Source organism: Pseudomonas sp. WS 5412, from assembly GCF_012985615.1.
In the GTDB taxonomy this organism is placed as follows: domain Bacteria; phylum Pseudomonadota; class Gammaproteobacteria; order Pseudomonadales; family Pseudomonadaceae; genus Aquipseudomonas; species Aquipseudomonas shahriarae.
On the sequence record NZ_JAARMB010000010.1, the window covers coordinates 58051 to 77583 of the forward strand.

The window sequence follows — 19533 nt, forward strand, 5'->3', positions numbered from 1 at the left end:
GAGCGAGATCTCCAAGGGTGGGAAGGGCAAGGCTTCGAACAACTATAGTTGTTGCCCGCCGTACAGCATGTTGATGCACATCAAGCCCCGTGACTGGTGGTCTGCGGCGGGGTCGGTATAATCGACGGCCTTTTGTGACCCTTTGCCCGTGAGCCCGATGAACCTCCCCGAAATCCATGACTTCCTCGGTTGCCGCACCCCCGATGCCTGGGTCCAGGCCGCACTGGCCGACCAGGAAACTCTGCTGATCGACCACAAAAACTGCGAATTCAAGGCCGCCAGCACGGCCTTGAGCCTGATTGCCAAGTACCACTCCCATGTCGACCTGATCAACATGATGTCGCGCCTGGCCCGCGAAGAGCTGGTGCACCATGAGCAAGTCATGCGCCTGATGAAAAAGCGCAAGATCGAGCTGCGCCAGCTGCATGCCAGCCGCTATGCCTCGGGTTTGCGCAAGGTGGTACGCAGCCACGAACCGGTGAAGCTGGTGGACACCCTGGTGGTCGGGGCGTTTATCGAAGCGCGCAGTTGCGAGCGTTTCGAGGCACTGGTGCCGCATTTGGACGAAGAACTCGGCAAGTTCTACTTTGGTCTGCTGAAAAGCGAGGCACGGCATTTCCAGGGCTATCTGAAGCTGGCCTATCAATACGGTGATGCCAAGGATGTTGCCCAGGTCATTGAGCGGGTGAGGGCGGCCGAGCAGGAATTGATCGAATCACCCGATATCGAGTTCCGCTTTCACAGTGGCGTGCCAGCCTGAGGCCACGGCCACGCCGATCAGCGCGGTGATCCCGGTCAGCAGCAGGATCACCGTTTGCGTGCCAAAAGGTGCCGCCAGCACGGCAATTGCCAGGCCCGCCAATGGCTGCGCGAGGTTATTGAACAAGGTGATCACGCCCACCGTCTTGCCGAAATCCTGCACGGGAATGACCCGCTGACGGGTGCTGCGCATGTACACGTTGAACATCTTGTCGAAACCGGTGACCAGCAGAAAACCCAGGGTGTACAGCCAGAGGTTGGGACTGATCGCCATGATCAATGCCCCAAGCGCAATCACCGAATACGACAGCCCGCCCAGCACTTTCAACGCCAGGCTCGAGCGCGCCAGGTAAAACAGGATGACGATGGTCACCACCGCGCCGGCGGCCTGCAGCAGTGCATAGGCATCCTTGTCGGCCGCGTAGAGGCCGGTCACCATGGCGGCGGAGGTGGCCAGCGTCACGCCAATAATCAAATTCACGCCGACTGCCAGGGCGATAATGCGCTTGAGCTCCGCCAGGTTACGGATATGCCCGAGCGCGATGCGTAGCGGTTGCAGCCAGATATCCCGGTGTTGCGCGTGGTTTTCGAGATTCACCGTGGTAGTGCGCTGCCAGACCAGCATTGCCAGGTCTGCCAGCACAAACAGCCCGGCAATCCCCACCACCACCCAATGCCAGGCCCACACCTCCAGCATCAGCGCAGCAATCAGTGGCCCTAGCACCAGGCCGCTCTGGTCGGCGATTTGCGAGTAGGAGAGGGTCTTGGCGTAGGTGTAATGCTTGAAAATATGCGGCATGACGACTTCTCGCGCCATGATGCCCTGGGTCGTCAGCACTCCACACAGCGCCGACAGGATCACCAGCCAATGTATGCCGCCGAACATGGCGTACAGCGCCACGGCCACCAGGCATGCCAGCGCCCGGTAGGCCTGGCTGATATGCAGGATGCGCACGGGCGAAAACTTGTCGCACAATGCCCCGCACACCGGGAACGCCAGGTATCGCGGCAGCGACTCGATAAAGAACGCCAGCCCGGCCCACGCTACGCTGTTGGTGGTCTGAAATACGATCAGCGGCACGATAAACAGCAGAATCTGGTCCGCCAGCCGGGACAGGAACAGCGAAACAAAGAACGCCAGGTAATCCTTGCGCATACAACTCCCAGTGGGTGGCGTTAAACATTGCAGGCTAATTGTTAAAAACTCTTAAAAACATGAAGCTTCGTCAGCCGCTGCTGGCCAGGCGCTTTTGCCGGACAGCTTGCCACCTATAATGCTCGCTCTTCAATCCGCTTTTGCACACTGAGAACGTATGGAAAACCTGGGTCTGGGCAAGGTCCTACTCGTTGAGGACGATGAGAAGCTGGCAGGGCTGATCGCGCATTTTCTGTCACAGCATGGCTTTGAAGTGCGCGTGGTGCACCGGGGCGATGAGGCGTTGGCGGTGTTCCTGGCGTTCAAACCGAAGATTGTCGTGCTCGACCTGATGCTGCCGGGCCAGAGCGGCCTGCATGTGTGTCGCGAGATCCGCAATGTGTCCGACACCCCCATCGTGATCCTCACCGCCAAGGAAGACGACCTGGACCATATCCTCGGCCTGGAATCCGGCGCCGATGACTATGTGATCAAACCGATCAAGCCGCCGGTGCTGCTGGCACGCCTGCGCGCCTTGCAGCGCCGCCATCTGCCGGAGCCGACGGTGCGTGGTTCCCTGGCGTTCGGCCAACTGGCGATTGACCGCAGTTGTCGGGGGGTATGCCTGGGTGACGAGAAGATCGACCTGACCACCATGGAGTTCGAGCTGCTGTGGCTGCTGGCCAGCAGCGCGGGCAAGATCCTCTCGCGGGACGATATCCTCAACCGCATGCGCGGGATCGCCTTCGATGGGCTCAACCGCAGTGTCGATGTGTATATCAGCAAGCTGCGCAACAAGCTCAATGACAACCCCCGCGAGCCGGTGTGCATCAAGACCATCTGGGGCAAGGGCTACCTGTTCAACCCGTTTGCCTGGGAGGCCTAGCCCGATGCTGCGCCTGTTTCTGCGTCTGTACATCATCCTGGCCCTGGGCCTGGCCGGGGCAATCTGGCTGGTGAACTACACCTTCGACGAACTGCTGCCCGAAGCCAACGAAACCTACAACCGCGAAGCCATGCGCGGCCCGGCCTACGGCCTGGTGGAGCAGTTGCGCCCGCTGCCCGCTGGCGCGGCCCGCGAAGCACGCCTGGCCGAGCTGCAGCAGCACTATGGCCTGCGCCTGGCCTTGATTGCCCGGGACGCTGCGGCACTTACCTCCCGCGAGCAACAATTGCTGACTGACGGCAAGCTGGTGGTGCGCGGCGACTTTATGGAGTTCATCACCGAAATCGACGGTGGCGCGCAGCTGCTTCAGATCAAGCTGCCGGTGGAGCCGCGCTGGCTGTACCTGTGGGCCTATAGCTTGTTGGGCCTGTGCCTGGCGATTGTCCTGTATTTCTGGGTGCGCCCGCACTGGCGCGACCTGGAGCATATTCGCCTGGCGGCCCAGCGATTTGGTGACAATGACCTGGGTTCGCGCATCCTCCTGCCACGGCGCTCGAGCGTGCGCGAGTTGGCCGGGCACTTCAACCAGATGGCCGAGCGCATCGAACACCTGATCGCCAACCAGCGCGAGCTGACCAATGCGGTGTCCCATGAACTGCGCACGCCGATTGCACGCTTGTCGTTTGAACTCGACCAACTCAAACAGGAGGCCGATCCGCGCCAGAGCCGCGCGTTGATCGGCGATATGTACGCCGACCTAGGCGAACTGGAGGACATGGTTTCCGAACTGTTGACCTACGCCAGCCTTGAACGTGGCGCGACACAGGTCACCCGCGAGAACATCGAGGCCCACAGCTGGCTCGACAGTGTGATCGGCAGCGTGGCCCTGGAAGCCGAGGCCGAAGGCGTGCAACTGTCCCTGGGTACCTGTGAAGTCGACTTCATCCAGATCGAACCGCGGTTTATGGCACGCGCGGTGATCAACCTGCTGCGCAATGCCATTCGTTACGCGGAGCATCGGGTCGAGGTGTCGCTGGTCAAGTTCGGCAGTGGTTATGAAGTACGCGTCTGCGACGACGGTCCCGGCGTACCCGAGGACGGCCGGGAGAAAATCTTCCAACCCTTTATGCGCCTGGACGCCAGCCGCGACCGCCGCACCGGCGGCTTTGGCCTGGGCTTGGCGCTGGTGCAGCGGGTCAGCCAGTGGCATGGCGGGCAGGTGCAGGTGCTGGACTCGCAGTGGGGCGGGGCGTCGTTCCGGATGACCTGGGCGTACGCCGACTGATCCTCTGCAAACCCATGAAGATTGTAAATGTGGGGGCTGGCGGGTGTGGAAGCTGGCTAGTCGGGTCGCCGCCTCGCTGCGATGGTCGTAAACGATGACGTTGGGTACCTGACACTCTGTGGCGATCTATTGGGCCGCCATCGCAGGCAAGCCAGCTCCCACAGGGGAATGCAGCTTCGCACCCCGGCTTTGCTGTTGCTGTTGCTCTGCTTTTGATCTGGCTTTTGATCTTGATCTCAGGCGCCCCGTTAAACCACGATGGCCGCAGGCAGGCATTGCGCAGTGGGCACCCCGGCATGGATGCCGGGGTAGCCGCGACACGGCCATGGATGGCCGATCGCGGCGGGCCCACGGAGCAATGCCTGACTGCGGGCATGCCGAGCCTAGGCGAGGCACCGAGTGGTGGGGCAAGAGCCCTTTTGGTTACTTTTGGGGCTCTTTTCCAAAAGTGACCCGCCGTAAGGGCGGAACCAATAGCCGCCGTGACCGCAGCAACGGATATGTACACCCCCCCAACAACCCAAAAAGAGCGAATGACCATCGCAGTAATGGAGCGACCGGCAAGCCAGCCCCCCCCCCTGTCTGATCGGGTTTGCAAATCAAAAGCTGTAGTTCAGCACACCCATCACCGAGGTTTGCATCCGGCGTTCCACAATCGGGCTTTTGCCGGCATCCCCCGACAAATACTGCACATCCAGCAAGGTAGAGAACGTTGTGTGGTCGCCCAGCGGCACGCTCCAATCGAGGTTCAAGCCCCGGCTGACCATCCCACCCTTGGCGTCATACGCGCGAAAGCGGCTGTGCTGGGCCTGGCCGGGGGTGACGCCGTACCAGGTGCGCACATAGTTGCCATCGCCAAAGAGGCTATTGAGGCTGGCGTCCACAGTGCCGTAGTCACCGTCATACAGGTTGGTGCCAATGCTCAGCTCCAGGGAGGTAAACGCCTTGCCGCTGTCTTTTTTATCGTCTTGCTCCAGCGCATGCTCCAGGGTCGCGCCCAGCACGGCCGTGCCCAAGGTGTAGCTGGCACTCACACCGAACTGCGGTCGCGACTTGATTTGGCCCATGCCCTTGAGCCGGTCGGAGCCCAGGCTGGTGCTTTTCTTATGGTCCTTGCGCGCAGTGCTGGCGCCGACATAGGCACTGAAACTGAGGTTGTCATCTTCATAACCCCAGCCCAGCCCCTTGTTGGTATCGAGAAAAATCCCCCACGGGCTGACGACGTTTGCGCCGAGCAATGGCGCGGTCATGCGCTCATTGCTGCCGCTGTAGCGCGGCAGGTTGGCCGCCCCGGCTTGCAGGCTGTATTGCCAGTCGGCGGCGGCTGACAGTTGGGTGCAGGTGATCAGGCACACAGAAGTGGCAGCGAGGTAAATCGTTTTTGAGCGCATGATGGCCTTCGTCATTCCAAGGAAGGCTCAAATCCTAGGGACGGCGTGGGCAGGGGTCTTTGACAGCTTTGTCGGGAAACTGTCAAAGACTGTTAAGCGGCTGGCATCAGGGTCGCAATCAGTGCGCGGATCGCGCCCGGCAGGGCATCCAGTTCGCGTACTAGGATGCTGCGTTCGCGCACCGCCCAGCTTTCATCAAGCTTGATGGTCACCAGTTGCATGGTCCGGCTGTGCCGCACGGCGGCGGACTCGGGGATGATGCCAATGCCGACCCCGGCCTCGACCATGCGGCAGATCGCTTCAAAACTCGACATCTGGATGCGCAGGGACAGTTGCTTGCCCAGGCGCTCGACGTGTTCACGCAAGAAACTGAGCAAGGTGCTGCCCTCGTGCAGGCCGATATGCTGATAGGCCAGGGTCTGCTCCAGGGTCACCGACGGCTGGTTGGCCAGCGGATGGCCCACCGGCACCGTCAGCACCAGGTGGTCAGTGCTGAAGTGCAAGACCTGCAAGCCCGGCGCCTGCACGGGCCCGGCGATGATGCCCATGTCGCTGGTGCCGTCGAGCACCCCGCGCACGATGTCACGGGACAGGCGTTCTTGCAGGTCGACCGTTACGCCGGGGCGCTGGGAGAGGAAGCCGGCGAGGATTTCCGGGAGAAACTCGGTGACTGCGGTGGTATTGGCAAAGATGCGGATATGCCCGGCAGAGTCGGCGCCATATTGGGTGAATTCGCTTTTCAGGTAATCGACCTGGCGCATGATCAGTCGCGCGTGATGCAGCAGCCGTTCACCGGCCGGGGTGACTTCCACGCCGCGACTGTCACGGTACAGCAGGCGCGTATCCAACTGGCCCTCCAGGGCCTTGATCCGAGCACTGGCGGCTGCCGGCGAGAGGAATGCACGCTTGGCGCCCTGGGTCAGGCTGGGGGATTCGGCGATATGGATAAACAGGCGCAGGTCGGCCAGGTCGAAGTGCATGCAAGGCTCCCAGGTGAGGATAGCGGCGTTCAGCATAACCGAACGCTGGTTTATTGAAATGCAAATTCTCAGAACGGCCAGGCGCTTGCATGATCCGGGGCAGACACTCACTGCCCGAGGACCTGCCCCCGATGAGCGCCACTGATTGGATTGGCCGAAGCGAAACCGCCCACGACCATTTGAGCCGTAACCTACTCAAGCGTATAGCCGCCACCTTCGGCGAGGCGGTGCCGGACGACGGAGCAGATTTACCGCCGCTATGGCAGTGGTGCTTCTTCCAGGACCCGCTGGCGGAAACCGCCCTGGGCGCCGACGGCCACCCGGCCCGTGGCGGGTTCCTGCCGCCGGCCGATAACCGCAACCGCATGTGGGCCGGTGGGCGTATCGAGTTCCTGCACGCCTTGCGTGCCGGTGAGTCGGCGACCCGCGTGTCGACCATCACCCAGGTCGAGGAAAAGACCGGGCGCAGCGGTTCGTTGCTGTTTGTCACCGTGCGCCACGACTACTCCCAGGAGGGCCGCCTGGCAATCCGTGAGGAACAGGACATCGTCTACCGCGAGCCCACACCGCCCAAGGCCGGCAGTGGCGATGCCCTGGCCCGGGGCGAGTGGGTTGAGGTGATCGAGCCCACGCCCACCTTGCTGTTCCGCTACAGCGCCGTGACCTTCAACGGTCACCGCATCCACTACGACTACCCCTACGTGACCGGCACTGAAGGCTATGCAGGGCTGGTGGTGCATGGGCCGCTGATCGCCACCTTGAGCCTGCGCGCCTTCTGCCGGACACATCCCGAAGCCACCTTGCGCCGTTTTGCCTATCGCGGCGTGCGCCCGTTGATTGCGCCGCAGCCGTTTGAGGTGGGCGGGCGGGTGACGGCGTCAGGTGTCGCCCAGCTGTGGGCCGGTAACGCTGCTGGCTTGGCGCAGCAGGCTGAAGTGCATTTCGAATAATCCAAGAACAACAGGCGGAGAGCCGTTAATGAACCCCAATGACAACGAAGAACTCAACGCCATCCGCGAAGGCGTGCGTGCCTTGTGCGCTGAATTCGACGCCGCTTACTGGCGCAAAGTCGATGAAGAAAAGGGTTTCCCCGAAGCCTTCGTCAAGGCCCTGACGGACGCCGGCTGGCTGTCGGCGATGATTCCCGAGGAATACGGCGGCTCCGGCCTGGGCCTGGCCGAAGCCTCGGTGATCCTTGAAGAGGTCAACCGCTGCGGCGGCAACTCCGGCACTGTCCACGGGCAGATGTACAACATGTTCACCCTGTTGCGCCATGGCAGCGAGGCGCAAAAGCGCTTCTACCTGCCCAAGCTGGCCAGCGGCGAACTGCGTCTGCAGTCCATGGGCGTCACCGAGCCCACCACCGGCACCGACACCACCAAGATCAAGACCACCGCGATTCGGCGCGGCGACAAATACGTGATCAACGGGCAAAAGGTGTGGATCTCGCGGGTGCAGCATTCTGACTTGATGATCCTGCTGGCGCGTACCACGCCGCTGGCCGAGGTGAAGAAAAAGTCCGAAGGCATGTCGATCTTCCTGGTGGATCTGCGCGCGGCCATCGGCAACGGCCTGACCGTGCAGCCCATCGCCAATATGGTCAACCACGAGACCAACGAGCTGTTCTTCGACAACCTCGAACTGCCCCTCGACAGCTTGATCGGTGAGGAGGGCAAGGGCTTCAAATACATCCTCGACGGTCTCAACGCCGAACGTACGCTGATCGCCGCCGAATGCATCGGCGATGGCCGCTGGTTTATCGAAAAGGCCAGCGCCTATGCCCGCGACCGCGTGGTGTTTGGCCGGCCCATCGGGCAAAACCAGGGGGTGCAGTTCCCGATTGCCGAAGCCCATATCGAAATTGAGGCGGCGGACCTGATGCGCTGGCGTGCCTGCGAGGAATACGACCGCGGCGCCAATGCCGGGGCCAGTGCCAATATGGCCAAGTACCTGGCAGCCAAGGCGTCCTGGGAAGCGGCCAACGCCTGCCTGCAAACCCACGGCGGCTTCGGGTTTGCCTGCGAGTACGACGTGGAGCGCAAATTCCGCGAGACGCGCCTGTACCAGGTGGCGCCGATCTCCACCAACCTGATCCTGTCGTACGTGGCCGAGCATCTGCTCGAGCTGCCACGCAGCTTCTGAGGGCCTGAGCATGAGCCATACCCAAGCCTTGTGCCGGTTCCTCGCCGAGTTGAATGACGCGCAATTGCCCGACGCGGTGCTGGCGCGTACCGAAGAACTGTATCTGGATTGGCTGGCCTCGGCGCTGGCCAGCCAAGGCTCGCACCCGATTCCCTTGTTCGAGCGCTATGCACAAAAGATGGGCCCGGCCACCGGGCCTTCGCAGATAATCGTCAACGGTGGCAGCAGCAGCGCGTATTTTGCCGCGTTGGTCAACGCCGCCTCGTCGCACCTGGTGGAGCAGGATGACCTGCACAACAGCTCGGTACTGCACCCGGCGACGGTGGTGTTTCCCGCCGCCCTGGCCGCCGCGCAAGACCTCGGCAAATCCGGCCGCGAATTGTTGCTGGCCTCGGTGGCCGGTTATGAGGCCGGGATTCGCATCGGCGAGTTCATGGGCCGTTCCCATTACCGCATCTTCCACACCACGGCCACGGTCGGCACCCTGGCGGCGGCGGTGGCCGTGGGCAAGTTGCTGGACTTCAACGAAGAACAATTCATCAACCTGCTCGGCAGCGCCGGCACCCAGGCTGCCGGGCTCTGGGCGTTCCTGCGCGATGCGGCTGATTCCAAGCAGTTGCACACTGCCAAGGCTGCCGCGGATGGCTTGCTGGCCGCGTACCTGACGGCGGATGGCCTGAGCGGTGCGCGCAATATCCTCGAAGGCGACCAGGGTTTGGCGGCCGGCATGTCCACTGACGCCGAGCCGGGCAAATTGTCCGCGGGCCTCGGTAGCCGCTGGGCGCTGCTGGAAACCTCGTTCAAGTTCCACGCTTCGTGCCGCCATACCCATCCGGCCGCCGACGCGTTGCTGGACTTGATGCAGCGCGAAGGCCTGGCCGCTGCGGATATCGCCAAGGTCGAAACCCGCGTCTACCAAGGCGCCATTGATGTGCTCGGCCGCGTGACAGTGCCGGCCACCGTACACCAGGCCAAATTCTCCATGGGCACCGTGCTCGGCCTGATTGCTGTGCATGGCAAGGCCGGGCTCACTGAGTTTCACCAGTTGGCCCTGAGCGATCCGGCCGTCGCTGCGTTCCGCGACAAGGTCAGCATGCGCCTCGACCGCGAAGTCGACGATGCTTATCCGCAACGCTGGCTGGGCCGCGTCACCGTTACCAGCGTCGATGGCCGCACGTTGCACGGCGCGATTGACGAACCCAAGGGCGACCCCGGCAACACCCTGGACCGTGGGCAGTTGGCGGACAAGTTCCAGCGCCTCTGCCAGTTCAGCGGCGCCCGCACACCGGCCCAGGCCAGCGCCTTGATCGAAAAAGTCTGGAACCTGCGCAGCGCCGTATCCATGGCCCATTGGTTTTGAGGAATTGTCATGACTGCTAATCAACGACCGCTGGACGGCATCACCGTGGTCAGCCTGGAACACGCGATTGCTGCGCCGTTCTGTACCCGCCAACTGGCCGACCTGGGGGCGCGGGTGATCAAGATCGAACGCCCGGGCAGCGGTGATTTTGCCCGTGGCTACGACGAGCGTGTGCGCGGCCTGGCCTCGCATTTTGTGTGGACCAACCGCTCCAAGGAAAGCCTGACCCTGGACCTCAAGCAGGAGGAGGCCGGCGCTATCCTCGACACCTTGCTGGCCGATGCCGACGTGCTGGTGCAGAACCTTGCGCCCGGCGCGGCGGCGCGTATGGGGCTGTCGTTCGAGGCGCTGCAGGCGCGCTTTCCACGGCTGATTGTCTGCGATATTTCCGGCTACGGTGAAGGCGGGCCCTACGAGAAGAAGAAAGCCTATGACCTGCTGATCCAGAGCGAGGGCGGTTTTCTTTCGGTGACCGGTGGCCCTGGTGACGAGCAGATGGCCAAGGCCGGTTGTTCCATCGCGGATATCTCCGCCGGCATGTACGCCTACAGCGGCATCCTGTCGGCACTGCTGCTGCGCGGCAAGACCGGCAAGGGCAGCCGCATTGACGTGAGCATGCTGGAAAGCCTGGTGGAGTGGATGGGCTACCCGATGTACTACGCCTTCGACGGTGCCCCGCAGCCACCGCGTGCTGGCGCGGCGCATTCGACGATCTACCCCTACGGGCCGTTCCCCACGGGCGACGGCGGCACAGTGATGCTGGGTTTGCAAAACGAGCGCGAATGGGCGGCGTTCTGCGACAAGGTGCTGCTCACCCCGACGCTGGCGACGGATGAGCGCTTCTCGGCCAACTTCAAGCGTTCGGCCAACCGCGAAGTGCTGCGCCAGATCATTGTCGACAGCTTTGCCCAACTCGACACCGAAGCCGTGATCCAGCGCCTGGAACACGCGCAGATCGCCAGTGCGCGGGTCAACGATATGCAAGGCGTGTGGGACCACCCGCAACTCAAGGCCCGCGACAGCTGGCGTGACGTCGACAGCCCGGCCGGGCCGTTGCCGTCGTTATTGCCACCGGCGCGTAACACCGCGTTTACCCCGCGTATGGACGGTGTACCGGGGCTGGGTCAGCACAGCCAGGGGATTCTCCAAGCGCTTGGCTACTCGGGCGAGGCCATCGACAACCTGCGCGCGCGCGGCGTTATCTAAAAAGGAGTTCAGTGATGCCTTTGATTCGTTCTGCCTTGTTCGTGCCGGGCAGCCGCCCGGAGCGCTTTGCCAAAGCGCTGGCCAGTGGTGCCGATGCGGTGATCGTGGATTTTGAAGACGCGGTGGAAGAACCGCTCAAGCGCCAGGCCCGGGATAACCTAGGTGCGTTTTTAACGGCCAACCCCGATGCCTGTGTGTGGGTACGCATCAATGCCCCGGAACACGCCGAGCACTTTGCCGATGTGGCGTTCTGCAAGGCCCACGGCAACGTGGCCGGGGTGCTGCTGCCGAAGGTGGAAAGTGCCGCCCAGGTGGCAGTGGTGGCCGCCACCGGCAAAGTCATCTGGCCGATTATCGAAAGCGCGCGAGGCCTGCTGGCGGTCGCAGCAATCGCTCATGCGCCACAAGTGCAGCGCCTGTCGTTTGGTGGCCTGGACCTGGCGCTGGACCTGAACCTGAGCAGCCACTCGGCGGCGGCGAATTTCGCCCTCGATCAGGCGCGCCTGGCGCTGATCGTGCACTCGCGCGCCGCCGGCCTTGTGGCACCGCTGGACGGTGTGCACCCGGCCATCGACGACCCGGAGGGCCTGCGCCATTCGATCCGGCATGCCTATGAAATGGGCTTTGCCGGGGCGCTGTGCATCCATCCCAAGCAGGTGCCGGTGATCCATGAAGCCCTGGCGCCAAGCGCGGCGGACCTGGCCTGGGCACAACGGGTGGTAGAGGCCGGCGCCCATGGGGCAGGGGCCTACCAGATTGATGGGCAGATGGTGGATGCGCCGGTGTTACTGCGGGCCCAAAGGCTGCTGGCGGCACAGCCCTGACAGACCAAACCAGTGCCCACACTGGATAGGCATTGTTCCCAAGGCTGGTGTTCGGCTTGGCCGAACGCAGGGTTTAAAAATTTGAAATTCACTACACGCCTCACATCAGGCACCTTGCCTGAAACCACCACAACAATAAAAAGGTGATACCCATGCTCAAGCTTTCTCGGGCGCTGTTGTGCGCCGCCACGTTGTTTACCGCAGGCCTGGCCCAGGCGGCTGATCCGATCATCATCAAGTTCGCCCACGTGGTAGCGGAAAACACCCCCAAAGGCCAGGGCGCGCTGCTGTTCAAGAAACTTGCTGAAGAGCGCCTGGCGGGCAGGGTCAAGGTCGAGGTGTACCCCAACTCGTCGCTGTTCGGTGACGGCAAGGAGATGGAAGCGCTGCTGTTGGGCGACGTGCAAATGCTGGCGCCGTCCCTGGCCAAGTTCGAGCAATACACCAAGCAGGTGCAGATCTACGACCTGCCGTTTTTGTTCAACGACCTGGCCGCCGTCGACCGGTTCCAGGCCGCTGAAGGCAAGCAACTGCTGACGTCGATGCAGGACAAGAACATCCTCGGCCTGGCCTACTGGCACAACGGCCTCAAGCAACTGTCGGCCAACAAGGCCCTGCACGAGCCCAAGGATGCCCGCGGCCTGAAGTTCCGCGTGCAGGCCTCCAGCGTGCTGGAGGAACAGTTCAAGGCGATCCGCGCCAACCCGCGCAAGATGAGTTTTGCCGAGGTCTACCAGGGCTTGCAGACCGGCACGGTCAACGGCACCGAGAACACCTGGTCGAACTATGAAAGCCAGAAGGTCAACGAGGTGCAGAAGTACTTCACCGAATCCAACCACGGCCTGATCGACTACATGGTGATCACCAACGCCAAGTTCTGGAACGGCCTGGCGCCGGATATCCGCAGCAGCCTGGAACAGATCATGGGCGAGGTCACCGTCGAGGTGAACAAACAGGCCGAAGCGCTGAACCAGTCGGCCAAGCAGAAGATCGTCGATGCCAAGACCAGTGAAATCATCGAACTGACCCCCGCGCAACGCCAGCTGTGGCGCGAAGCCATGCGCCCGGTATGGCAGAAGTTCGAGGGGCCGATTGGCGCTGACCTGATCAAGGCCGCAGACGCGTCCAACCAATGATTTCGGGGTGTACCAAGATCCAATGGGGGAGCGGGCTTGCCCGCGAAGACGTCGGCCCGGCAAACATTGATGTTGACTGACCCACTGCTTTTGCGAGCAAGCCCGCTCCCACATTTTGACCCGGTTACCACCCCGACCACTCATCTCTGCTTCGTGAGGTTTTGCCATGCAATCCCTAAGGCGCGTCTGGGAGCACCTGGAGGAAGGTTTTATCGCCTTCCTGCTGGCCGCCATGACCCTGGTGACGTTTGTCTACGTCATGCTCAACAACATCTACACCCTGTTTTTTGCCCTGGCTGACAAGTGGGCCTGGAGCAGCGGTTTTTTCAACGCCCTGGGTGACGGCACCATGACCTGGGCCCAGGACATGACCTGGAGCGTCGCGCTGACCAAGGCGATGTTCGGCTGGCTGATTTTCTTCGGGATTTCCTATGGCGTGCGCACCGCCGGCCACCTGGGGGTGGATGCCCTGGTACGCCTGACGCCACGCCGGGTCCAGCGCCTGCTGGGGATGCTCGCGTGTCTGTGCTGCCTGGCCTACGCCGGGTTGTTCATGGTGGCCAGCTACAAGTGGGTGAGTGCGGTGCTGACGGCCGGGATCGGGGCTGAAGACCTCGACCATTTCGGTCTTGAGGTCGGGCATATCGCGCTGATCGTGCCGATCGGCTTCGCCCTGGTGCTGATCCGCTACCTGGAAATTTTCTACCGCCTGTTCACCCACCGCCAGGTCGGGTTGGGGCTGGCCGATGAAGCCGGTGAAGCCAGCAAGTTGGCCGGCAGCCATAAGGAGCGTGACTGATGGCCATTCTCTGTCTGTTTTTGCTGCTGTTGGTGTTTATGTTTCTCGGCGTGCCCATCGCTATTTCCCTGGGGTTATCGGGGGCGATGTCGATCCTGATGTTCAGCCAGGACTCGTTAAGCTCCCTGGCGATCAAGTTGTTTGAAACCAGTGATGCCTACACCTTCCTGGCGATTCCGTTCTTCCTGCTGTCGGGGGCGTTCATGACCACCGGCGGCGTGGCGCAACGCTTGATCGACTTCGCCAACGCCTGTGTCGGCCATATCCGTGGCGGCCTGGCGATTGCGGCGGTGCTGGCGTGCATGCTGTTTGCTGCGCTGTCGGGTTCATCGCCGGCGACGGTGGCGGCGGTGGGGTCGATTGCCGTGGCCGGTATGGTGCGCTCCGGTTACCCCAAGGAGTTTGGCGCGGGGATCATCTGTAATGCCGGGACCCTGGGCATCCTGATTCCGCCCTCCATCGTGATGGTGGTGTATTCGGCGGCGACGGAAACCTCGGTGGGCAAGCTGTTTATGGCGGGGGTGATCCCCGGCTTGCTGCTGGGCCTGATGCTGATGATCGCGATCTACATCGTGGCGCGGATCAAAAAGCTGCCGGCACAACCCCGGGCGACCTTTGCCCAGTGGCTGGGCTGTGCGCGCCGTGCGTTCTGGGGCCTGTTGCTGCTGGTGATCATCCTCGGCGGTATCTACAGCGGCATGTTCACCCCCACTGAAGCCGCAGCGGTGGCGGCGGTGTACTCGGCGTTTGTCGCACTGTTTGTGTACAAGGACATGCGCTTGAGGGATTGCCCCAAGGTGCTGCTGGAGTCTGGGCGCCTGTCGATCATGCTGATGTTCATCATCGCCAACGCCATGCTGTTTGCCCATGTGTTGACCACCGAACAGATTCCGCAGGAAATCACGGCCTGGGTCATTTCCGAAGGGCTGACGCCGATTGGCTTCTTGCTGATGGTCAACGTGGTGCTGTTGATTGCCGGCAGCTTTATGGAGCCCTCGGCCATTGTGCTGATCCTGGCGCCGATCTTCTTCCCGATCGCGATGAAGCTGGGCATCGACCCGATTCACCTGGGGATTGTGATGGTGGTGAACATGGAAATCGGCCTGGTGCATCCGCCCGTTGGGTTGAACCTGTTTGTGACCTCGGCGGTGACCGGCCTGACCCTGGGCCAGACGATCCGCGCGGCGATGCCATGGTTGATGATCCTCCTGGCGTTCCTGATCCTGGTGACGTACGTGCCGTTTATCTCACTGGCGCTGCCGCAGTGGTTGGGTATGTAGCCAGCGCCCAAACGCCGCACCGCCCCCAGACTTGATTTCAATCAAGGGCTCACTGGCCAGCTGCCACCTACCATCGACTTCATATTCCGGCCGTTGAAGTCAGTGAGCCCATGAACCGCACCAAGCCCTCGGCCCTCGCTACCCTGGCCGCAAGTCCCGTCACCTGGCTGGTTGTCCTGGTGCTGCTGTTCAGCCTGGCCGGCCCGGCCCAGGCCAAGTCCTACGGCGCGATTGAACAACAGCGCATCGACAAGATCTTCCCGCAGACCGACGCCATTTCCGCCGCCGAAGGCAAGTTCAAGGTGCGCACGCTGTCGGCCAAAGGCGCGGTCATCGGCTATGTGTTCCAGAGCCTGGACGTGGTGGACATCCCGGCGTATTCCGGCAAACCGATCAACACCCAGGTGATCCTCGACCCGGCCGGGGTGATCCGTGATGCCTATGTGCTGGAGCACCACGAGCCGATTCTGCTGATCGGCATTCCCGAGGCCAAGTTGCATGACTTCACCGCCCGCTACAGCGGGATCAACGTCAAGCAACGGGTGGTGGTGGGGCACTCCAGCGACAGCCAGGCGGTGACCGTGGACGCGGTGGCCGGCGCTACTGTCACGGCCATGGTGGTCAATGAGGTGATCATGCGCGCCGCCCACGAAGTGGCGGTGTCGCTCAAGCTGATCGAGGACAAGGCCAGTACCGCGCAGAAAGTCGCGTTGGTGCGCGCTGACCTGTTCGAGCCGGCCAACTGGGCGCAGTTGACCGGCAACGGCGCGGTGCGCCGCCTGCACCTGACGCGCGGGCAAGTGGACGCGGCCTTCAAGGGCACCGAGGCCGAAGGCGTGGAAGTGGCGGCGCCGGGGCAGGCCGACGAGACCTTTATTGACCTGTATGTGGCCGATCTCAACGCGCCGACCATCGGCCGCAACCTGTTGGGCGACGCGCAATACCGGGTGCTGATGCAGGGCCTCAAGCCCGGCGAGCAGGCCATTGCGGTGCTGGGGCGTGGGTTGTTTTCGTTCAAGGGCTCGGGCTACGTGCGCGGCGGGATTTTTGATCGGGTGCAATTGCGCCAGTTCGGCAATGTCATCAGCTTCCGCGATATGGACCACCAGCGCCTGTATGACGTGTTCGCCGAGGGCATGCCCGAGTTCGACGAGATGTCGGTGTTTATCGTGCGCCCCCAAGCCGGGTTCGACCCTGGCTCGGCCTGGACCCTGGAGCTGCTGGTACGGCGCCAGACCGGCCCGGTCAGCGGCACCTTCAGCAGTTTTGAATTGCCCTACCAGATGCCCGAGGCGTATCTGGAGCGCCCGTTGCCGACTGCCGCCGAGCAGGCTGCCATCGACGAAGCGAATCGGCCGATGTGGCTGACGATCTGGTACCAGAAACACGTGCAGATCCTGATCCTGGGCGCCGCCCTGGTACTGCTGACGGTGATTCTGTTTTTGCAGGACAGCCTGGCCCGGCGTCCGCGCCTGTTGCATTGGGTACGCCGTGGCTACCTGCTGTTTACCGTGGTGTTTATCGGCTGGTACGCCCTGGGGCAGCTGTCGGTGGTCAATGTGCTGACCTTTGTGCATGCGCTGTTCCAGCAGTTCCGCTGGGAGCTGTTCCTCACCGACCCGCTGATCTTCATGCTCTGGGTATTCACCGCTGCCAGCATCCTGCTGTGGGGCCGAGGTGTGTTCTGCGGCTGGTTGTGCCCGTTCGGGGCGCTGCAGGAGTTGATCAACGAGGCGGCGCGCAGGCTCAAGGTGCGCCAGTTCGAGCTGCCGTTTGCCGTGCATGAGCGGCTGTGGGCGATCAAGTATTTGATCCTGCTGGGGCTGTTTGGCTTGTCTCTGGAGTCGATGGCCACCGCCGAACGGTTTGCCGAAGTGGAGCCGTTCAAGACCGCCATCACCCTGCATTTCGACCGCCAGTGGTGGTTCGTGCTGTACGCGGTGGCGCTGCTGGTGATCAACCTGTTCACGCGCAAAGTCTACTGCCGCTACATCTGCCCGCTGGGCGCCGCGCTGGCGATCCCCAGCAAGTTCAGGCTGTTCGACTGGCTCAAACGGCGCAAAGAGTGTGGCGATCCGTGCCAGTTGTGCGCCAAGGAATGCGAGATCCAGGCGATTCACCCTGACGGCCATATCAACGCCAATGAATGCCACTACTGCCTGGATTGCCAGATGACTTGGCACAACGACCACAAATGCCCGCCACTGATCAACCAGCGCAAGAAACGCAACAAGGCCGCACCCGTCACTGGGCAATTGATCCCGGTGGTGCAGGTGGCGGTGCCTGAATGACGGCCTTGGGCACTCACTTTTCCCATCTGGAGCACATCATGAACGACAGCGAATCGAAAAAAGCCGGGGCCACCCCGGAACCTGAAGGCATGAGCCGGCGTGGCTTCCTTGGCACCGGCGCAGTCACCGGCGCGGTGCTGGCAGGGGCCTCGGCCCTCGGTGGTACGGTGTTTACCCGCGAGTCCTTTGCGGCGGCGGCCAAGGAAGCCAAGTCGAAGATTCATGTGGGCCCAGGGGAGCTGGATCAGTACTACGGTTTCTGGAGCGGCGGCCACCAAGGTGAGGTGCGGGTACTCGGTGTGCCGTCGATGCGTGAACTGATGCGTATCCCGGTGTTCAACGTCGATTCCGCCACCGGCTGGGGCCTGACCAACGAGAGCAAGCGCATCCTGGGCGAGGGCGCCAAGTACCAGAACGGCGATTGCCATCACCCGCACCTGTCCACCACCGATGGCCGCTACGACGGCAAATACCTGTTTATCAACGACAAGGCCAACACCCGCGTGGCGCGGATCCGCCTGGACATCATGAAGTGCGACAAGATCGTCACCGTGCCCAACGCCCAGGCGATCCACGGCCTGCGCCTGCAAAAGGTGCCGTACACCAAGTACGTGTTCTGCAACGCCGAGTTCATCATCCCGCACCCCAATGACGGCCACACCTTCGACCTGCAGGACAAGAACAGCTTCACCATGTTCAACGCGATCGACGCCGAGAAGATGGAAATGGCCTTCCAGGTCATCGTTGACGGCAACCTCGACAACGCCGACATGGACTACACCGGCAAATACGCGGCGGCCACCTGCTACAACTCGGAGAAAGCCTCCGACCTGGGCGGCATGATGCGCAACGAGCGCGACTGGGTGGTGGTGTTCAACATCCCGCGCATCGAGGCGGCGATCAAGGCCGGCAAGTTCATCAACCTCGACGGCGTCAAGGTGCCGGTGGTGGACGGGCGCAAGGGCGATGATGGCAAGGACAGCGAATTCACCCGCTATATCCCGGTGCCGAAGAACCCCCACGGCTGCAATACCTCGCCGGACGGCAAGTACTTTATCGCCAACGGCAAGCTGTCGCCGACCTGCACCATCATTGCCATCGACAAGCTCGACGACCTGTTCAGCGACAAGATCAAAGACCCGCGCGGCGTGGTGGTCGGCGAGCCGGAACTGGGCCTGGGCCCGCTGCATACCACCTACGATGGCCGGGGCTTTGCCTACACCACGCTGTTTATCGACAGCCAGGTGGTCAAGTGGAACATCGCCGAAGCCATCCGTGCCTACGGCGGCGAGAAGGTCAACTACATCAAGCAGAAGCTCGATGTGCACTACCAACCCGGCCACAACCACGCCTCGCTCACCGAGACCCGGGATGCTGACGGCCAATGGCTGGTAGTCCTGAGCAAATTCTCCAAGGACCGCTTCCTGCCGACCGGCCCGCTGCACCCGGAAAACGACCAGTTGATCGACATCTCGGGCGATGAAATGAAACTGGTCCACGACGGCCCGACCTTCGCCGAACCCCATGACTGTGTGATGGCGCGGCGTGACCAGATCAAGACCAAGAAAATCTGGGAACGCAACGACCCCTTCTTCGCCGAAACCGTGGCCATTGCGGCCAAGGACGGGATCAAGCTGGAGACCGATAACAAGGTGATCCGCGACGGCAAGAAAGTGCGGGTGTACATGACGTCCATGGCGCCGACCTATGGCCTGACGGAGTTCACCGTCAAGCATGGCGATGAGGTCACCGTGACCATCACCAACATCGACCAGATCGAGGACGTGACCCACGGCTTTGTCATGACCAACCATGGCGTGAGCATGGAAATCAGCCCGCAGCAGACCTCTTCCATCACCTTCATTGCCGATAAACCGGGGCTGCATTGGTACTACTGCAGCTGGTTCTGCCATGCGCTGCATATGGAGATGGTGGGGCGGATGTTGGTCGAGCGGGCTTAACGGCGAGCACCAACCAATGTGGGAGCGGGCTTGCCCGCGATAGCGGCGGTTCAGCCACTGTTTTTGGCGGCTGGTACACCGCCATCGCAGGCAAGCCA

General features: G+C 62.3%; 16 protein-coding genes. 13 read left to right on the plus strand and 3 right to left on the minus strand.

The window, feature by feature from the left end; genetic code table 11:
* Positions 1-157 precede the first annotated feature (157 nt).
* The gene (gene miaE / locus HBR94_RS14935; RefSeq protein WP_057439654.1) at positions 158-760 is read left to right on the plus strand and encodes a tRNA isopentenyl-2-thiomethyl-A-37 hydroxylase MiaE; all 603 of its coding nucleotides are present in this window, start codon (positions 158-160) and stop codon (positions 758-760) included.
* On the opposite strand, the gene HBR94_RS14940 is transcribed toward miaE, so the two are convergent.
* Complete coding sequence (locus tag HBR94_RS14940) at positions 716-1915, minus strand: MFS transporter (RefSeq protein ID WP_057959817.1); 1200 nt, start codon at positions 1913-1915, stop codon at positions 716-718. The genes miaE and HBR94_RS14940 overlap by 45 nt on opposite strands.
* A 157-nt stretch (positions 1916-2072) precedes the next feature.
* Between HBR94_RS14940 and HBR94_RS14945 the strand changes: the two genes are divergently transcribed.
* Together HBR94_RS14945 and HBR94_RS14950 are read left to right on the plus strand one after the other, a co-directional pair.
* Entirely contained in the window at positions 2073-2780 is a 708-nt protein-coding gene (locus HBR94_RS14945) for a winged helix-turn-helix domain-containing protein (protein ID WP_170045077.1), read from the plus strand.
* Between the two features lie 4 nt (positions 2781-2784).
* A complete protein-coding gene (locus HBR94_RS14950) occupies positions 2785-4065 on the plus strand; it encodes an ATP-binding protein (protein WP_170045078.1) in 1281 nt (426 codons plus the stop codon).
* Positions 4066-4664: 599 nt separating this feature from the next.
* Here the strand turns inward: HBR94_RS14950 and HBR94_RS14955 are convergent.
* Both HBR94_RS14955 and HBR94_RS14960 read right to left on the minus strand, forming a co-directional pair.
* Entirely contained in the window at positions 4665-5456 is a 792-nt protein-coding gene (locus HBR94_RS14955; protein ID WP_170045079.1) for a MipA/OmpV family protein, read from the minus strand.
* Positions 5457-5548: 92 nt separating this feature from the next.
* A complete protein-coding gene (locus HBR94_RS14960; RefSeq protein ID WP_057439675.1) occupies positions 5549-6436 on the minus strand; it encodes a LysR family transcriptional regulator in 888 nt (295 codons plus the stop codon).
* 131 nt (positions 6437-6567) lie between these two features.
* Between HBR94_RS14960 and HBR94_RS14965 the strand changes: the two genes are divergently transcribed.
* The 10 genes from HBR94_RS14965 to nosZ all read left to right on the plus strand — a co-directional run bounded on the left by HBR94_RS14965 (position 6568) and on the right by nosZ (position 19435).
* A complete protein-coding gene (locus HBR94_RS14965) occupies positions 6568-7386 on the plus strand; it encodes a MaoC family dehydratase N-terminal domain-containing protein (RefSeq protein ID WP_170045080.1) in 819 nt (272 codons plus the stop codon).
* Between the two features lie 28 nt (positions 7387-7414).
* Positions 7415-8578 (plus strand): acyl-CoA dehydrogenase family protein, encoded by a 1164-nt coding sequence (locus HBR94_RS14970; RefSeq protein WP_057439649.1) that lies wholly within the window; start codon positions 7415-7417, stop codon positions 8576-8578.
* Between the two features lie 10 nt (positions 8579-8588).
* Positions 8589-9938, plus strand: a complete 1350-nt coding sequence (locus tag HBR94_RS14975; RefSeq protein WP_170045081.1) for an MmgE/PrpD family protein — start codon at positions 8589-8591, stop codon at positions 9936-9938.
* Positions 9939-9947: 9 nt separating this feature from the next.
* A complete protein-coding gene (locus HBR94_RS14980; protein WP_170045082.1) occupies positions 9948-11144 on the plus strand; it encodes a CaiB/BaiF CoA-transferase family protein in 1197 nt (398 codons plus the stop codon).
* A gap of 14 nt (positions 11145-11158) precedes the next feature.
* Positions 11159-11968, plus strand: coding sequence for a CoA ester lyase (locus HBR94_RS14985; protein ID WP_115128036.1), 810 nt, complete (start codon positions 11159-11161; stop codon positions 11966-11968).
* A 152-nt stretch (positions 11969-12120) separates the two neighbouring features.
* Entirely contained in the window at positions 12121-13104 is a 984-nt protein-coding gene (locus HBR94_RS14990; protein WP_057439645.1) for a TRAP transporter substrate-binding protein, read from the plus strand.
* 166 nt (positions 13105-13270) lie between these two features.
* On the plus strand, positions 13271-13903 hold the full coding sequence (locus HBR94_RS14995; protein WP_169961389.1) for a TRAP transporter small permease: 633 nt from the start codon (positions 13271-13273) through the stop codon (positions 13901-13903).
* Positions 13903-15183, plus strand: a complete 1281-nt coding sequence (dctM, locus tag HBR94_RS15000; RefSeq protein WP_057439643.1) for a C4-dicarboxylate TRAP transporter large permease protein DctM — start codon at positions 13903-13905, stop codon at positions 15181-15183. Before HBR94_RS14995 ends, dctM begins: the two co-directional genes overlap by 1 nt.
* Positions 15184-15293: 110 nt before the next feature.
* Positions 15294-17474: a NosR/NirI family protein gene (locus tag HBR94_RS15005; protein WP_170045083.1), complete on the plus strand. Its 2181-nt coding sequence runs from the start codon at positions 15294-15296 to the stop codon at positions 17472-17474.
* Between the two features lie 38 nt (positions 17475-17512).
* Positions 17513-19435, plus strand: a complete 1923-nt coding sequence (gene nosZ / locus HBR94_RS15010; RefSeq protein WP_170045084.1) for a TAT-dependent nitrous-oxide reductase — start codon at positions 17513-17515, stop codon at positions 19433-19435.
* Positions 19436-19533: the final 98 nt, after the last annotated feature.

What these genes read in the sequence shown, in the direction of transcription:
- miaE (WP_057439654.1), top strand. Translation starts at nt 158, where the DNA reads ATGAACCTCCCCGAAATCCATGACTTCCTCGGTTGCCGCACCCCCGAT.
- HBR94_RS14940 (WP_057959817.1), bottom strand. Translation starts at nt 1,915, where the DNA reads ATGCGCAAGGATTACCTGGCGTTCTTTGTTTCGCTGTTCCTGTCCCGG.
- HBR94_RS14945 (WP_170045077.1), top strand. Translation starts at nt 2,073, where the DNA reads ATGGAAAACCTGGGTCTGGGCAAGGTCCTACTCGTTGAGGACGATGAG.
- HBR94_RS14950 (WP_170045078.1), top strand. Translation starts at nt 2,785, where the DNA reads ATGCTGCGCCTGTTTCTGCGTCTGTACATCATCCTGGCCCTGGGCCTG.
- HBR94_RS14955 (WP_170045079.1), bottom strand. Translation starts at nt 5,456, where the DNA reads ATGCGCTCAAAAACGATTTACCTCGCTGCCACTTCTGTGTGCCTGATC.
- HBR94_RS14960 (WP_057439675.1), bottom strand. Translation starts at nt 6,436, where the DNA reads ATGCACTTCGACCTGGCCGACCTGCGCCTGTTTATCCATATCGCCGAA.
- HBR94_RS14965 (WP_170045080.1), top strand. Translation starts at nt 6,568, where the DNA reads ATGAGCGCCACTGATTGGATTGGCCGAAGCGAAACCGCCCACGACCAT.
- HBR94_RS14970 (WP_057439649.1), top strand. Translation starts at nt 7,415, where the DNA reads ATGAACCCCAATGACAACGAAGAACTCAACGCCATCCGCGAAGGCGTG.
- HBR94_RS14975 (WP_170045081.1), top strand. Translation starts at nt 8,589, where the DNA reads ATGAGCCATACCCAAGCCTTGTGCCGGTTCCTCGCCGAGTTGAATGAC.
- HBR94_RS14980 (WP_170045082.1), top strand. Translation starts at nt 9,948, where the DNA reads ATGACTGCTAATCAACGACCGCTGGACGGCATCACCGTGGTCAGCCTG.
- HBR94_RS14985 (WP_115128036.1), top strand. Translation starts at nt 11,159, where the DNA reads ATGCCTTTGATTCGTTCTGCCTTGTTCGTGCCGGGCAGCCGCCCGGAG.
- HBR94_RS14990 (WP_057439645.1), top strand. Translation starts at nt 12,121, where the DNA reads ATGCTCAAGCTTTCTCGGGCGCTGTTGTGCGCCGCCACGTTGTTTACC.
- HBR94_RS14995 (WP_169961389.1), top strand. Translation starts at nt 13,271, where the DNA reads ATGCAATCCCTAAGGCGCGTCTGGGAGCACCTGGAGGAAGGTTTTATC.
- dctM (WP_057439643.1), top strand. Translation starts at nt 13,903, where the DNA reads ATGGCCATTCTCTGTCTGTTTTTGCTGCTGTTGGTGTTTATGTTTCTC.
- HBR94_RS15005 (WP_170045083.1), top strand. Translation starts at nt 15,294, where the DNA reads ATGAACCGCACCAAGCCCTCGGCCCTCGCTACCCTGGCCGCAAGTCCC.
- nosZ (WP_170045084.1), top strand. Translation starts at nt 17,513, where the DNA reads ATGAACGACAGCGAATCGAAAAAAGCCGGGGCCACCCCGGAACCTGAA.